The 13,453-nt window shown below is 65.8% G+C and carries 14 protein-coding genes; 12 read left to right on the forward strand and 2 right to left on the reverse strand.

Annotation, left to right across the window (positions count from 1 at the left end; genetic code table 11):
- The first annotated feature begins 6 nt into the window (after positions 1-6).
- The 10 genes from EV371_RS22540 to EV371_RS22585 all read left to right on the forward strand — a co-directional run bounded on the left by EV371_RS22540 (position 7) and on the right by EV371_RS22585 (position 11,038).
- The gene (locus EV371_RS22540) at positions 7-1,845 is read left to right on the forward strand and encodes a PEP-utilizing enzyme (RefSeq protein ID WP_165436810.1); all 1,839 of its coding nucleotides are present in this window, start codon (positions 7-9) and stop codon (positions 1,843-1,845) included.
- The gene (locus EV371_RS22545; protein ID WP_130463815.1) at positions 1,811-2,605 is read left to right on the forward strand and encodes an HAD-IA family hydrolase; all 795 of its coding nucleotides are present in this window, start codon (positions 1,811-1,813) and stop codon (positions 2,603-2,605) included. Before EV371_RS22540 ends, EV371_RS22545 begins: the two co-directional genes overlap by 35 nt.
- Positions 2,602-3,438: a tryptophan 2,3-dioxygenase family protein gene (locus tag EV371_RS22550; RefSeq protein WP_130463816.1), complete on the forward strand. Its 837-nt coding sequence runs from the start codon at positions 2,602-2,604 to the stop codon at positions 3,436-3,438. Before EV371_RS22545 ends, EV371_RS22550 begins: the two co-directional genes overlap by 4 nt.
- Positions 3,420-3,659 (forward strand): EutN/CcmL family microcompartment protein, encoded by a 240-nt coding sequence (locus EV371_RS22555; protein ID WP_130463817.1) that lies wholly within the window; start codon positions 3,420-3,422, stop codon positions 3,657-3,659. The genes EV371_RS22550 and EV371_RS22555 overlap by 19 nt, the downstream gene beginning before the upstream one ends.
- Before the next feature lie 8 nt (positions 3,660-3,667).
- Positions 3,668-3,952 carry a BMC domain-containing protein gene (locus EV371_RS22560; RefSeq protein ID WP_130463818.1) on the forward strand — a complete coding sequence of 95 codons (285 nt, stop codon included), beginning with the start codon at positions 3,668-3,670 and terminating at the stop codon, positions 3,950-3,952.
- Positions 3,949-5,619, forward strand: a complete 1,671-nt coding sequence (locus tag EV371_RS22565) for a TrpB-like pyridoxal phosphate-dependent enzyme (RefSeq protein ID WP_130463819.1) — start codon at positions 3,949-3,951, stop codon at positions 5,617-5,619. The genes EV371_RS22560 and EV371_RS22565 overlap by 4 nt, the downstream gene beginning before the upstream one ends.
- Positions 5,616-6,638 (forward strand): DUF1611 domain-containing protein, encoded by a 1,023-nt coding sequence (locus tag EV371_RS22570; protein ID WP_130463820.1) that lies wholly within the window; start codon positions 5,616-5,618, stop codon positions 6,636-6,638. Before EV371_RS22565 ends, EV371_RS22570 begins: the two co-directional genes overlap by 4 nt.
- Before the next feature lie 920 nt (positions 6,639-7,558).
- The gene (locus tag EV371_RS22575; RefSeq protein WP_130463821.1) at positions 7,559-8,041 is read left to right on the forward strand and encodes a hypothetical protein; all 483 of its coding nucleotides are present in this window, start codon (positions 7,559-7,561) and stop codon (positions 8,039-8,041) included.
- A gap of 109 nt (positions 8,042-8,150) precedes the next feature.
- The gene (locus EV371_RS22580; RefSeq protein WP_486484961.1) at positions 8,151-9,860 is read left to right on the forward strand and encodes an ATP-binding protein; all 1,710 of its coding nucleotides are present in this window, start codon (positions 8,151-8,153) and stop codon (positions 9,858-9,860) included.
- Positions 9,861-10,468: 608 nt separating this feature from the next.
- Entirely contained in the window at positions 10,469-11,038 is a 570-nt protein-coding gene (locus EV371_RS22585; protein ID WP_130463823.1) for an HD domain-containing protein, read from the forward strand.
- Here the strand turns inward: EV371_RS22585 and EV371_RS22590 are convergent.
- Together EV371_RS22590 and EV371_RS22595 are read right to left on the reverse strand one after the other, a co-directional pair.
- The gene (locus EV371_RS22590; RefSeq protein WP_130463824.1) at positions 11,026-11,496 is read right to left on the reverse strand and encodes an NUDIX hydrolase; all 471 of its coding nucleotides are present in this window, start codon (positions 11,494-11,496) and stop codon (positions 11,026-11,028) included. The two genes, EV371_RS22585 and EV371_RS22590, sit on opposite strands and share 13 nt — an antisense overlap.
- A 4-nt stretch (positions 11,497-11,500) precedes the next feature.
- A complete protein-coding gene (locus tag EV371_RS22595; protein WP_130463825.1) occupies positions 11,501-12,259 on the reverse strand; it encodes an XRE family transcriptional regulator in 759 nt (252 codons plus the stop codon).
- 176 nt (positions 12,260-12,435) lie between these two features.
- On the opposite strand from EV371_RS22595, the gene EV371_RS22600 reads away from it, so the two are divergent.
- Positions 12,436-12,753, forward strand: a complete 318-nt coding sequence (locus EV371_RS22600) for a hypothetical protein (protein WP_130463826.1) — start codon at positions 12,436-12,438, stop codon at positions 12,751-12,753.
- Positions 12,754-13,064: 311 nt separating this feature from the next.
- Complete coding sequence (locus tag EV371_RS22605; protein ID WP_165436811.1) at positions 13,065-13,358, forward strand: hypothetical protein; 294 nt, start codon at positions 13,065-13,067, stop codon at positions 13,356-13,358.
- The last annotated feature ends 95 nt before the right edge of the window (positions 13,359-13,453 follow it).

A 13,453-nucleotide genomic window follows, 5' to 3' on the forward strand; every position in this document is an offset into this window, starting at 1 on the left:
GCCACCGTGCCCGAGTCCGACCGATTCCCCAGTCCGTTCGACGTTCCCGCGCCACCGGGCGCGGATGGTTGGCAGGACCTCTACAACTGGTACCACCTCTTTGGTGACGACCGCCGTGCCCAGGATGAGGAGCGGTTCTGGTTCCAGGACGGGCTGCACCATCCGGCGGTGATGCACCCGTACGACGAGATCCAGTGCGAGTGCTGGTGGCAGGCCCTGGGCGCCTTCAACACCCGCATCTTCGCCATGCCCCCGGCCTTCGGCGTCGACCAGCGGATCCTGAACGGTTACCTGTACGTCACGCCGGTGCCCGCGCCGCCCGAGCAACTCGCGGCGCGCGCCGAACTGTTCGGCCGGCGCGCCGGCTACTACTACGACAACTGGGATGGCATCTACGCGCAGTGGAAGCAGAAGGTTCTCGCCTGCCTCGATCGGATCAAGGCGATCCAGTTCCGGCCGCTGCCGGAGGTCGAGCCGGAGTCCGTGGTGTTCGATCGGGTCGGGCACTCCTCGGGCTACCGGATGCTCCGGGACTTCGACGAGCTCGTCCTGACCATGTACGAGACGTACCAGTACCACTTCGAGCTGCTGAACATCGGCTACGCCGCGTACCTGACGTTCTTCCAGTTCATGCGCGACGCGTTCCCGGACATCACCGACCAGACGATCTCTCGTATGGTCGGCGGGCTCCGCGTCGACCTGTACCGTCCCGACGACGAGCTCAAGCGGCTGGCGAAGGAGGCCCGGCGGCTCGACATCGCCGACCAGATCCTCGCCGCGACCGCCCCTGACGAGCTCTTCGCCCAGCTCGACCGGAGTTACAGCGGCCGGGAGTGGGTTGCGGACTGGCACAAGACGGCGGACCCGTGGTTCGTCATCAACACCGACGCGGGCCATCCCGGCGGGTACCACACCTCGCCGACCTGGAAGGACGAGCCGGCGATCCCGTTGGCGTCGGTGAAGGAGTACCTGCGGCGGCTGGCGGTCGGCGAGTCGATCGACCGGCCGACGGCGGAGGTGCTCGCCGAGCGGGACCGCATCTCGGCGGAGTACCGGGAGCTGTTGCCCGAGGCCAGCCGCCCAGCTTTCGACGAGATCGTCGGGCTGGCCCGGATGGTCTTCGCGTACATCGAGGAGCACGTGCTCTACATCGAGCACTGGATGTGGGCCACCTTCTGGGCCAAGTCGAAGCAGCTGGCCGGGGTGCTCAGCGAGATGGGGGCCTTCGACGAGCCGGAGGACATGTTCTTCCTGCGCCGCACCGAGGTGAGCGAGGCGATCTACGACATCGTGGCCGCCTGGTCGGTGGGGAGCAGTCCGCGCGGGAGCTCGTACTGGCGCCCGATCGTGGCCCGGCGTAAGGCGATCTACGAGGCGCTGAGCGCACAACCCCCCGTGCCGGCGCTCGGCCCGCCACCGAGCGAGATCAACGAGCCGTTCACCGTCATGCTGTGGGGCATCACGACCGGCACTGTGGGCGAGTGGCTGTCCCAGCGGTCCGGTGGTGCCGACGACACGAGCCTGACCCGGCTGCGCGGCGTGGCTGGATCCCCGGGCGTGGCGGAGGGCCCGGCGCGGGTGATACGCCACGTGCGCGAGCTCGAGACCGTCTGCGACGGTGACGTGCTGGTGTGCCCGGCGACCTCCCCGTCCTGGTCGACGGTGTTCGGCCGGGTCGTGGCGACCGTCTCCGACGTGGGCGGGATCATGAGCCACACCGCGATCGTCTGCCGCGAGTACAGGCTGCCGGCGGTCGTCGGCACGGGGAGCGCGGTGGCGACCATCCGGAACGGCCAGCGGATCCGAGTGGATGGCACGAGCGGTGTGGTCACCATCCTCGACTGAGTCGCGTGGTGCCGGCCCGGGCCTGGCCGAGTCTGATCGGACCACCGCCTGCCGTACCACCGCGGCGGAGCCGGTTCTCCTCCCGGACCACCGGTCCTGGGCGGTCCGCCGGCGGCGGGCGATCTGGCGGCCCGGGCTGCTGGCCCGTTGCGGGGTCACCACCGTGCTGCTGGACATCGGGGGCGTGGTCATACCGTCCCTCTTCGAGTCGGTGGCGCTGCCGTCCTTCCCGCGCGGGCCGCTGGTCGACGATCCGGGCTACCGGCCGGTGGTCACCGGCGCCATGGGCGAGCGGGAGTACTGGGCCGGCGTGGCCCGCAACGGCGGCTGGGACATCGGCCAGCTGTGGCGGGCGTGCAGCGCCACCCGCCCGGTGATGGCGTCGGCGGTGGCCGTCATGCTCTCCCGGCTTCCGGTGGCGGTCTTCACCAACGACATGGCGCACTTCTTCGGCGCCGACTGGATCGAGCGGTTCGCCGAGCTCAAGGCGCTCGACGCGGTCATCGAAGCCACCGCGTTGGGAGTCGCCAAGCCCGACCCGGAGGCGTTCCGGCGGGCGGCGGCCGCCGTCGGCGAAACGCCGTCGCGGTGCCTGCTCGTGGACGACCACCAAACCAACCTGGACGGTGCGGCGCGTACCGGGATGGCTACCCATCTGTTCGACATCCGCGATCCGGAAGGGTCGGTGGCGACCCTGCTGCGCCGGTTGGGCCTGCCGGAAAGCGAACCGCAGCGCATTTTCCATGGGGGACAGCGATGATGAAGTCCGAGCCACATTCGATCGAGCTGGACTACCACACGTACCTGCGGCTGCCCGAGGTGCTGGCGGCGCAGTCGCCGCGCAGCGAGCCCGAGCATCCGGATGAGTTGCACTTTATCGTTACGCATCAGGCGATCGAGCTGTGGTTCAAGGTCCTGGTGGTCGATGTCCGGCGGGCCCGCGACCTGATCGACCGTGACGAGCTGATCGAGGCGGTCACGGTCGTCCGGCGTGCGTGCGCGATGGTCGGTGCGACGGTCACCCAGGTCGGCACCCTGGAGTTCCTGCCACCGGAGTCCTTCCACCGGTTCCGGCCCTACCTCGGCACCGCGAGCGGCCTGGAGTCGCTGCAGTTCCGCGAGCTGGAGATCCTTTCCGGGCTGCGCTCGCCGGAGTACCAGTCGCGGCTGCGCTCCGTCTACGGCGGCGTCCTGCCCGAACGCCTCGACCTGGCGCTGGTCGAGCGGAATCTCGCCGAGGCACACCAGGGAGCCGCAGCCCGCCGCGGCGTGGTGGACTGGGCCCAGTTCTACGCCGACCCCGTGCGAGACAAGGAGCTCTACCACCTTACTGCCGCGCTGGTGGACTACGACGACATGTGGCGGCGGTGGCGCAGCGAACACGTCGCACTCGTCCTGCGGATGCTCGGCGGTGCGGCGCTCGGTACGGCGGGCAGTGACTCGTCGTACCTGACCAGGCGCGTCTACAGCCGGTTCTTCCCGTACCTGTGGTCAGCACGCTCGGACTTCACCTTGCGGGCCGGGGGCCAGGTCGCCCCCAGCGGGATGGACGCGACGCAGAGCGGGGACGGGCCGTGCGCATCGGGACAGTGACCGAGTCGGTCGTGGCCGCCACCCGGCACCCGGCGCTGACCGGATCCAAGCTGCTGCATGTGGCGTTCCCGGACGACGCTCCAGTGCTCGCCGTTGACGCGGTGGGCGCGGGCGTCGGCGACAAGGTGATCGTGGCGTTCGGCGACCACCCCGCCGCAGTCGTCCGACCGGACACACCGACCGACGCGGTCATCGTCGGGATCATCGAGCAGAGGAGCTAGCAGACCAGATGGACAACGCATTGGGAACGCTGGAGACAAAGGGACTCACCGCCGCGATCGCGGGCATGGACGCCATGGTCAAGGCCGCGGAGGTCGAGGTGGTGAAGCTGGAACAGATCGGATCGGCGTACATCACGGTGATCCTCCGGGGCGACGTCGCCTCGGTGAAGGCCGCGGTGGACGCGGGCGCGGAGGCCGCTGCGCGGCACGGGGAAGTGATCAGCGTCAACGTGATCGCCAGCCCGCACCGGGCGACCGCGCAGGCCATCGGCTTCACCCGGTCGGGCGAATGACCGGCGCGGTCAGCATCCCGCAGCACTGGTACGACGTCGTCGCGGACCTGCCGGAGCTGGACGAGTCGTACGTCGATTCGGCGAGCGGCCAGCGGGTCGGCACCTCGGCCCTGACCGAGTTGTTCGCGCCGGAGCTGGTGGAGCAGGAGCTGCACCATCCACGCCGGCTGGTGCCGATACCCGAACCGATCCTCGAGATGTACGCGCGCTGGCGGCCCACACCCCTGGTCCGGGCGCGCGGACTGGAGCAGGCGCTGAACACCCGGTGCCGGATCTACTACAAGTACGAGGGCAGCTCGCCGATCGGTAGCCACAAAGCGAACTCCGGCGTCGCCCAGGCGTACTACACCCACCGGGCCGGACGGAAGCGGGTCTTCGCGGAGACCGGCGCCGGCCAGTGGGGCAGTGCGATCAGCATGGGCTCGTCCTTCTTCGGGCTGAACTGCTCGGTGTTCATGGTCGGTGGCAGCTACGACTCGAAGCCCGCCCGCCGGACCCTGATGGAGACGTTCGGCTCGCGGGTGCACCGCAGCCCCTCTCGGCTGACCGAGGTCGGCCGTGCGAACGGCGCCGACGACACGGCGGCGACAGGCAGCCTGGGCCTGGCGATCGGCGAGGCGGTCGAGGCCGCGCGGCAGGACGAGGCGGCCGCGTATGGCATCGGCAGCGCGTTCAACTTCGTCTGCCTGCACCAGACGGTGATTGGGCAGGAGCTGCGCGCCCAGCTCGACGCCGAGGGAATCCAGCCGGACGTGCTCGTGTCTTGTATCGGCGGTGGCAGCAGCTACGCCGGTCTGGTCTTTCCCTTCGTGGACCAGGTGCGGCCCGGTGGGCGCAGCCTGGACCTGGTGGCGGTCGAGTCCAACGCCGTGCCCAAGGTGACCCGCGGTGTGTACGCCTACGACCACGGCGACAGCGCGAAGCTGACTCCCCTGTCCAAGATGTACACGCTTGGTCACGAGTTCGCGGCCCCCGGCATCCACTCCGGCGGCCTGCGATACCACGGGCTGGCACCGCAGGTGAGCAAGCTCATCAACCTGGGGCTGGGGCGCGCTGTCGCCTACCCGCAGCTGGAGGTCTTCCGTTCGGCCGCGCTCTTCGCGCGGGCCGAGGGCCTCGTGCCGGCGCCGGAGGCGGCCCATTCGATCGCGGCGGTGGTCGAGTTGGCCCGCACCCACCGCAGCGAGGAGCGGGTGCTCGTGTTCTGCCTGACCGGGCACGGATTCTTCGACCTGGCGGCCTACGACAAGTTCAACCGGGGCACCATGGAGGATTCCGACTCCCCGGATTCGGCCATCGCCCGGTCGTTGCGAGCCCTGCCGACGACCCCTGACCCGTCGACGTCGCACCCCGGCGGGCCTGCGGGCACGGTGGCCGACCCGTTCGAGGCGTGGCGCCGCTGGCACTTCGCCGCGCGGCAGCCGGCGCCCCTCACCCCGAGCGGACCTGCCGCGTCCGCGGCGCCGGCGACCGACGGCGTGGACCTCTCCCGGCTCCGCGTGGTGACCGCGCCGATCGTCCGCGAGGCCACGCGGTCCGGCCCGGGCGACCTCCTGGTCGGCGAGCACGCGGTCGTGACACCGGCGGCCGAGGCGCAGGCGCGCGAACTGAACCGCCGTTTGGTGCGCTGCCCCGACCGGGCGGGTCAGCCGGGAGCGACTCGATGAACCGTGCGCCGGCCGCCGTGGCCACGTTCGGTCGCCTCGTTGAGCTGGACGCCAAGACGGGGCACGGAATCCTGCGGTTCTGCGACAACATCGTCGCCGTGGTCGACGACCGGTACGCCGGCCGGCGCCTGACGGACCTGCTGCCCTACGCGGGCCGGAACCTGCCCATAGTGCCCACCGTCGCGGAGGCATACCAGATCGGCGCTCGGGAGCTGGTCATCGGTGCGGCACCGCCCGGCGGCGAGGCCACGTCCCACATGGTCTCCGTCATCGCCGACGCCGCGAAGCGTGACATGTGGATCGTCAGTGGCCTGCACACCCGGCTCACCGAGCACCCCGAACTGACCGGGAGCGCCCACCGCATCGTCGAGCTCCGCCACCGGCAGGTGCCGGAGCTGGTCGCCACCGGGGCGGCGGCCAAGCTGGAGACCACGGTCCTGCTCACCGTCGGCTCGGACTGCGCCGCAGGCAAGATGACCACCGCGCTGGAGCTGTGGCGGGGCCTGCGTACGCGCGGGGCGGCGGCCAGCTTCGTCGCCACCGGCCAGACCGCGATGTACATCGCCGGCGACGGGGCGGCGGTCGATGCGGTCAAGTCCGACTTCGCCGCCGGAGTCACCGAGAGCATGGTGCTCGAGGCGGCCCGAGGCGGCGCCCGGTACATCCTGGTGGAGGGACAGGGCTCGATACTGCATCCCGCGTACTCCGGGGTCAGCCTGGCCCTGTTGCACGGCGCCGCACCGAACCTCCTGGTCTTCTGCCACGACCTGGAGCGGAGCCGGATGGCCTACTTCGACCGCCGCATCGCCGATGTCGCCGACGAGATCGACCTGCTGGAACGGCTCTCCAGCCACCAACGCCGCGCCGTCGTGGTCGGCGTGGTCGCGATGGCCGGTGGCATGACGCCGGACCAGGCCGCCCGGAGACGCGCCGACCTCGCCGCCCGCCTCGGCCGCCCAGTGGTCATGCCGACGCCCTCCGGGTACGAGGAACTGGTCGACCTGATCGCCGAGTTCTGAGGCCGAGCGGCTGGCCGCCAGGGAGCCAATTCGCTGAAGTGGACGTGCTCGGGCCACTCGTCGTGATGCCGCTGGGCGAGCCCCGCACGGGGGTAGCAGACGCTTCTGGTGCGGCGGCGACGGCTGTGGTGGCGACGACGCGTGAGCCCTTGTCCGCGTTCGGCCGGGGCGGCAAGCACGCTGAGGTGAGCGGTATCGCGGGGCCAGGCTCGGGGGGACTGCCCCACGGCATTTCCAACTCGTGGAGGTCGCCGACGTGCTCATGTTCGTCTGCGACGGTTTGGCAAGGCGGGCGGCGTACGCGTCCGACCGCAGCACCAGCTACCGCCCTATTACACCTGCTGGAGCCGCGTCCGGTACGGCACCGGTGCCGGCTGCGACATCCACCGGGCCAGCGCCGACGCCCTGCGGCCGATCTTCGAACTCCCTACTACCAGCAACCACAAGGGCTGGCCCTCGACGGACCAGCCCTCTCCGACAGCGAACACGCCGTTCGCGCACTGCCAACTGTGGTGGGCGATACTGGGATCGAACCAGTGACCTCTTCGGTGTGAAGGAACGATCGGAGGCGACTGAGCTGGCCGGTAATGGCATCTGACCTGCCAAAACAGTCCATCAGCGTCCACCGGCGTCCGTCCGCGTGGACCTCCGTCGTCACCCAGTTCGTCACCCGGCAACCGGTCAGCCCTTCACCCTCTACGATTGGCAGTCCGTCTCGGTTGGCTGTCGCCTGGCCTGATCAATACCTGCTTGACGTCGTCTGATGGGTAAGTGGGCTGTACTTCTCTGCTGCACACATGCCCCAGCCGTCACCCGGTATCTGGAATACAGCTATTGCCTGTTCCTCCCCCTCGGCCTGTCGCGTTCCTGATTGACAGTCTCGCCTAGAGGCAAGGAGGGAGTAGTTATTAAGTGTGTCAATGCCATCGTCGCCGCCCAGCGAGAACGGTCGCACCCAACAACCCAAAACAGAGGAAACCGAACATAGCGTCGCATATAAAGCAGGAGTTATTGTCGGCATCACAGCCGCTCTGATTGCTCAATTTTTCGGCGAGCTTCTTGCCGATTTTAGGGCTGCAAATCGCGACTACCAGAAGGAGCGCCGCGAGAAACTTCTCTCCGAATCCGTGGATGAAATTCTTGCGCAGCAGGAGTTTTCTCACTCGGTACGCGTTCATGGCTCGCGAGCGCACGTGATTGAGTATGTTCAAGAGAACGAAAATGAGATCTGTAGCGAGCAATGGGCCGCCTACAACATCGTCATCAAAGAACTTCTAAAGACAGTTGGAATGGCCACGTTATTCCTGGTTTTCATTCTAGTTATGACCGATAGAGCACGATCTGCCTGGACCAAAAAACGCCGAACATCACAAGCGGGACTTTCTCTCTCCTCAGTGGGTTAGCGATGCTCACGAGCTATTAGGGGATTCAGGCTTTTGGGCAGTAGGAATAACCACTGGAATCGTTACCCTTTTTGTGCTTACCGAATTCGTTCTCACCTTCAAATATCGGATGTGGCGCGTCATCGAAGGACGGGCGGCTGTTGCGGAAGCCCTAACCCCTCATGTCCGTGTTGCACTTAATGAATGGTCCGACGAGAAGTCGCCAGGCGAGCTACGTTTTGAAGAAGCACCGGCTCTCAGTTCAAATACAGATGACAGATATCTAATCGAACGAGATGAGGCTAGGCGTATCCAATCTCTTGTTCGAGAACTTGGCGCTTCAGCTGTGGCAGTCAGTGGCCCTCGCGGAGCAGGCAAAAGCACGCTACTGAAGAGTCTTGCACAGCATTACGGCTCACCCCACGACCTGTTCATAACACTGGAAGCTCCTTCTTCTTATCAACCGAAGGAGTTTGTGATAATGCTTTACCGGCGCCTTTGCGAATGCATAATGCGCGAAGCATCATCTCTCACGTACTCTACCACGAGACGACTCCTTAATAAAATAATTAGTCTCATCCGATTTCTAGCTCTGCTAGCCGCCCTTGCTGCATCAGTAAGTCAGTGGACTCCTATTGAGCAGTGGTTGAATAGTACGGTCCCTCCCAGCATGGTACCAGCGAACGGCTGGCAGGCTGCTTCGTACGCAGCTTTCGCGGTAGTTTTCCGAACGTTTTTGGGGTCTATTCGACCACGAAAAGGCCGGGAAGGCGCCACGCAGTTAGTGCGAAGAGCAACGTCGGAATCAAATAGGCTGAGATTCCTACAAAACATTTCTCTTGAAAACAGTGGCACAGTCAAGGCATCCTTCGGCTTCGGCTTGGGAATAAAGCATACTAGACAACTTCTGGAGCAAGCCGCCTCGATGCCGGATCTCGTACATGGCTATCGAACACTGGCGGCAGACGCCATCGCTTGGTGGCGGCAAGGGGCGGGACACGGAGAGGGACACCTGATTGTAGTAATTGATGAGCTAGACAGGGTCACAGACGTGAACGCGGCCGAGCGCTTCATCAATGACGTCAAGGGCATCTTCGGAATTAAACATTGTACTTATCTTGTTACGGTATCCGAAGACGCACTCTCACAATTCGAGCGGCGCATGGTCGGCATCAGGCCAGTCCTTGATAGCACGTTTGATGAGGTTATACGTCTTCCCATCTTGAACTATGCTCAATCTCGAGAGATACTAGCGCGGCGGCTAGTAGGGTTCCCACAGGCGTTCATCGCGTTATGCCATGCCCTGAGCGGAGGAATTCCGCGTGACCTGATTCGAACTGCTCGCGCGCTTATTGATGCTCGACAGATAACCGGGCAAGACAGCTTGGTTCCTCTGGCACAGGAGGTTGTACGCGCCGAAATCGCACGGCTCAAATCCGGGCTTGTCGGCCGAGTTAATACCCGGCCAGCGGAGCCCGACGCGCTAACACTCCTTCGTTTCCTCGCTGACGCCGAGTGGCCCGAACACGACTCGACCGGCCTGCTTCGGGCAGCCGCCGAACTCCTCGCCGCAGAGCAGAAGCCAGAACCGAAGAGCCGAGTGTCTGTACAGTTGGGTGTAGCTCTTTATTACTACGCAACGATCAGCGAAATCTTCGAGGAGTTTGGCTATCGACTTTACGATGAGGCGGGCCACGTCGCCGAAAAGCTCGCACTGGCACGCAGCGTAATGCCCACAAGCGTTGATCTCGCATACGTGCATATCCATCAACTCCGCTCAACAATCGGCTTTCGAGGAATTCCGTATGCTGGCCCCGGAATGGCTCCCGCTCGAGATTGAGTTCATCCCGTCTGCCGTCGGCCCGCCCCCTGGGGAGCGGGCCGCCGCCCGGCCCGCCACGTCAAGCGGACCTTGACGGCTCGTACAGGCGCTGGCGGGTCGGGCGGTGGTCTGCTCGGCTTGGCCCGGGTCGAGGGCAGGCGGGATGGCCTACCGCAACGACCCACGGACCGCAACGCGCCGACGGAGCCCCGGCCATCCTGGAGCCCGAGCGCCCCCGCCGGAGGCGCTCTAACCGTAACCCCGCGACCGCCGCCAGCTCGCCGACGCGGCCGGCGTGCGCTTTCCCATCCCGCGCGGGCTCGTGACCGCACGACCCGGCCGGCTGCCGGCCCACCCCTCACCGGTCAAACCGTCTGTCGTTCTGCGGCGGCCCACCGGGCTTCCCGCTGTCCGCGCCAGCCGCCGGGCGTCAGGCGTGACGGTCGCAGAGCGACAGCGGCAGCGGCCGGCGCGCGCCCAGGCGTCTGGCGCGTGCGGCCCGTTCAGGGCCGCCTTGAAGACGTACAGAAAGTTTGAACGATTTCGCCGGCTGCCGGCCGGCCTCGTGTCGTCGCCTGGCTGACACGGGATGGTGTGGTCTGGCGTCGCTCCGTACGCTGGGCGGCATGGTTGCCCTCGTCGATGCTGCACGGGAAGTAGCGCGCCACCTGCTTGAGACGCCGTTGCCCCGTCGTTGGGGTCACGTCCAGGCGGTCGCTGCCAAGGCGGAACGGATCAGTGCGGCGGTACCGGTCGAGGATCATGACGTGCTGGTGGCGTCGGCGTGGCTGCATGACGTGGGCTACAACCCCGAGCTGGTCGACACTGGATTTCACTCCCTTGATGGTGGCCGCTGGCTGCGGCGTGAGGGACATGACGAGCGGATTGCCGCTCTGGTAGCACATCACTCCTGCGCGTGGCTGGAAGCCGAGGAACGCGGGCTCGGTGAAGTCCTGGCCGCCGAGTTCCCTCGGGAAGAGACGGCAGTGACGGATGCGCTTTGCTTTTCGGACATGACGACCGGGCCGGACGGGCAAAGCTTTGAGGTCTTGGAGCGGCTGGCGGAAATTCGGTCGCGGTACGGGCCGGAGCACCTGGTGACCCGGTTCATCGGTCGGGCAGAGCCGGAGATAGTCGCCGCTGTTCAGCGGACTCAGGGCCGGCTCGCCAGCAGCGGTCAGCGTCAGCCGATATAGGGCTGCGGGCGGTCCTCGTACCCGTTCTTGATGCGAAGGAGGGTCGACGGGTGGATGTCGTACGTGACCAGCTCGTCACGGGTCACCCACTGGACTTCGCTTGACTCGCCGCTCGGGGTCGGGGTGCCGCCGACCGGTGTGGCGCGGAAGCAGAGCGAGAACTGCTGTCGTATCTCGCCGTCAGAGTAGGCGATTACGTGGCCTGGGTCGGAATAGACGCCGACAATGCCGGTCACCTTTACCGTGATGCCGGTCTCCTCGTGGGTCTCTCGGACCGCTGTTTCTGCGACCGACTCCCCAATTTCCTGGCCACCACCGGGAAGGGACCACAGGCCGTTGTCGGTGCGCTGGATGAGCAGCACCCGTCCTTGCTCGTCTTGAACGAAGACGGAGACGGCCACGACGATGCTGTTGGCCTTCGGCGCGTTCGGGTCGTGGTAGTGCTCGATTCTCGCCATGTGCCTAGGGTGCCACTTCCCGAGCCGGCCGCGCCGTCGATGCGCGGAGCACCCTGTCAAAGCTGTCGGAGTAGGTGCGGAACAGGTCTCCGCCGTTGAGCTTGCGCAGGTGCATCACGGGCGCGTGTGGTGCCGGGAACCCGAGTACGTGCATGTTCACGAGCATCTCGTCATCGAAGCGGTAGATCGAGTTGTACAGCGTTGTGTCGTGGTAGAGCACCTTAATCCCGTCTACGCCCTTGATCTGGTTGTAGTACTGCTCAACCTGACGGATCTTTGCGGCCATGACTCCGGGGCCGCCCTCCTCGACGCTTCTCCGCTCAATCGCGGCGCTGGTCGGGTCACCGAGCAAGATGGTCACCTTGACTCCGGCAACAGCCTTTTGACGCAGGGTGTCGGCCAGTCTCGGATCCTGCTCCACAAGGAAGAGTCCGGCGTAGGCGAGTATGTCAATCCGCTTCTCTGCTCGGTCGATCAGTTGATGCCACAGGTCGTACGGCACCGATGAGCGACGGGTGTAAAGCTGAACCATCTCGCTCTGGCCGATCCTCGACGCCTTCTCCGGGGTCACGGCTTTCGGCCACAGGTAAGGCACGTCCATCCTCACCATCGCCGCGATGGCGTGTTGATGGCGAGGGTACGGGGTGCGGTCCTGCGTGATCCACCGCTCCACCGTTTTCGGGTCGACGCCGATGCGCTCGGCTACTGCGACCGGGGTGAGGCCGTTTCGCAGGATGGCATCGCGTAGCCGTTCGTTCGCCATCGAACCCTCCTCAAGGGACGACTAGGGACGCTTGCATGTTAACCAAGACGTCCTTTAGTTGTCCAGCCCATCGGATGGGTTGTCACCGGAAATCGACGAACCTTTTTCCCAGAGGCCACGAGCAAGAGTCCACCGGGGACACGCTCAACGACTGGCCCGAGACACAGGAGGTTCTAGTGAAGTTGTACGTGGACACCACGAGCAAGCAGGTGACGGTGTCGAGGGACCCGGAGCCGAAGAACGACCAGAACGGCAACCAGCGGTCCGAGAAGGGAACGGGCCGGCTCATGTGGTCCACCCAGGTCTTCGTTCTCGACGAGACGGGCGGTGAGGTCATCACCATCACCACGGCGGGTGAGAAGCCGAGCGTGAAGGTGGGAGAGTTCATCGCGGTCGAGCAGTTGGAGGCCATCCCGTGGGCGACCAACGGGCGTAACGGCGTCGCGTTCCGTGCGGTGTCGCTGAAGTCGAAGGCTGGCGCTCCGGCGAAGTAAGTTCCTCGCACATCTTGCTGTATCAGCCACAGGTGTCCGTGGCATCCGTAGCGGCCTGATGGTCCGCTGATCTACCGCATCTGTCCGGGAGCGTTTTTTGCTCCTACGCTCCCGGCCCGGCAACCCATGGTTGCCGTCTCGATTGTGGCGCGGGGTCGGTACTGGCTCCTACACCTGCCGACCCCGTAGCCGTCCAATCCGTCTGTCCCCAGGATGGGAGTACTCAGATGATTGTCAACCTGACCCCGCATCCCATTTCCATCTTCCCGGTCGACACTCCGGACCGGATCGAGTCGGGCAGCGTCGCGCCGTTGTGCGTGATCGAGCCGTCTGCGGATTACCGGCCGGCGAGGCTGGGGCAGACCGTCATCGGTGACGATGACCTGGGTATCGGCGTCCCGGTCGAGCGGGTCGCGTTCGGTGCGGACACCAGTGGTGTCACGGCGCTGCCGGAACCGGTCGACGGCACCTATTTCCTGGTGTCGCTGGTCGTCGGCCTGGCCGCGTCCGATCGGACTGACCTGCTGGTGTCGCATGACACCGTCCGGGACCTCAACGGTTCCATCATCGGGTCGCGCAAGCTCGCCCGTCCGAACCGTTCCTGACCACCTGTGTGGTCGCCCTGTTGATGAGCGTCGGGCCGGTACTGGCTCCTACACCTGCCGGTCCGCGCTTCCAACCTATCCATTCCCCGTCATGT

The sequence above is a fragment of the Plantactinospora sp. CNZ321 genome, assembly GCF_004217235.1.

What these genes read in the sequence shown, in the direction of transcription:
- EV371_RS22550 (WP_130463816.1), top strand. Translation starts at nt 2,602, where the DNA reads ATGATGAAGTCCGAGCCACATTCGATCGAGCTGGACTACCACACGTAC.
- EV371_RS22560 (WP_130463818.1), top strand. Translation starts at nt 3,668, where the DNA reads ATGGACAACGCATTGGGAACGCTGGAGACAAAGGGACTCACCGCCGCG.
- EV371_RS22570 (WP_130463820.1), top strand. Translation starts at nt 5,616, where the DNA reads ATGAACCGTGCGCCGGCCGCCGTGGCCACGTTCGGTCGCCTCGTTGAG.
- EV371_RS22565 (WP_130463819.1), top strand. Translation starts at nt 3,949, where the DNA reads ATGACCGGCGCGGTCAGCATCCCGCAGCACTGGTACGACGTCGTCGCG.
- EV371_RS22575 (WP_130463821.1), top strand. Translation starts at nt 7,559, where the DNA reads ATGCCATCGTCGCCGCCCAGCGAGAACGGTCGCACCCAACAACCCAAA.
- EV371_RS22545 (WP_130463815.1), top strand. Translation starts at nt 1,811, where the DNA reads ATGGCACGAGCGGTGTGGTCACCATCCTCGACTGAGTCGCGTGGTGCC.
- EV371_RS22585 (WP_130463823.1), top strand. Translation starts at nt 10,469, where the DNA reads ATGGTTGCCCTCGTCGATGCTGCACGGGAAGTAGCGCGCCACCTGCTT.
- EV371_RS22595 (WP_130463825.1), bottom strand. Translation starts at nt 12,259, where the DNA reads ATGGCGAACGAACGGCTACGCGATGCCATCCTGCGAAACGGCCTCACC.
- EV371_RS22590 (WP_130463824.1), bottom strand. Translation starts at nt 11,496, where the DNA reads ATGGCGAGAATCGAGCACTACCACGACCCGAACGCGCCGAAGGCCAAC.
- EV371_RS22580 (WP_486484961.1), top strand. Translation starts at nt 8,151, where the DNA reads ATGTGGCGCGTCATCGAAGGACGGGCGGCTGTTGCGGAAGCCCTAACC.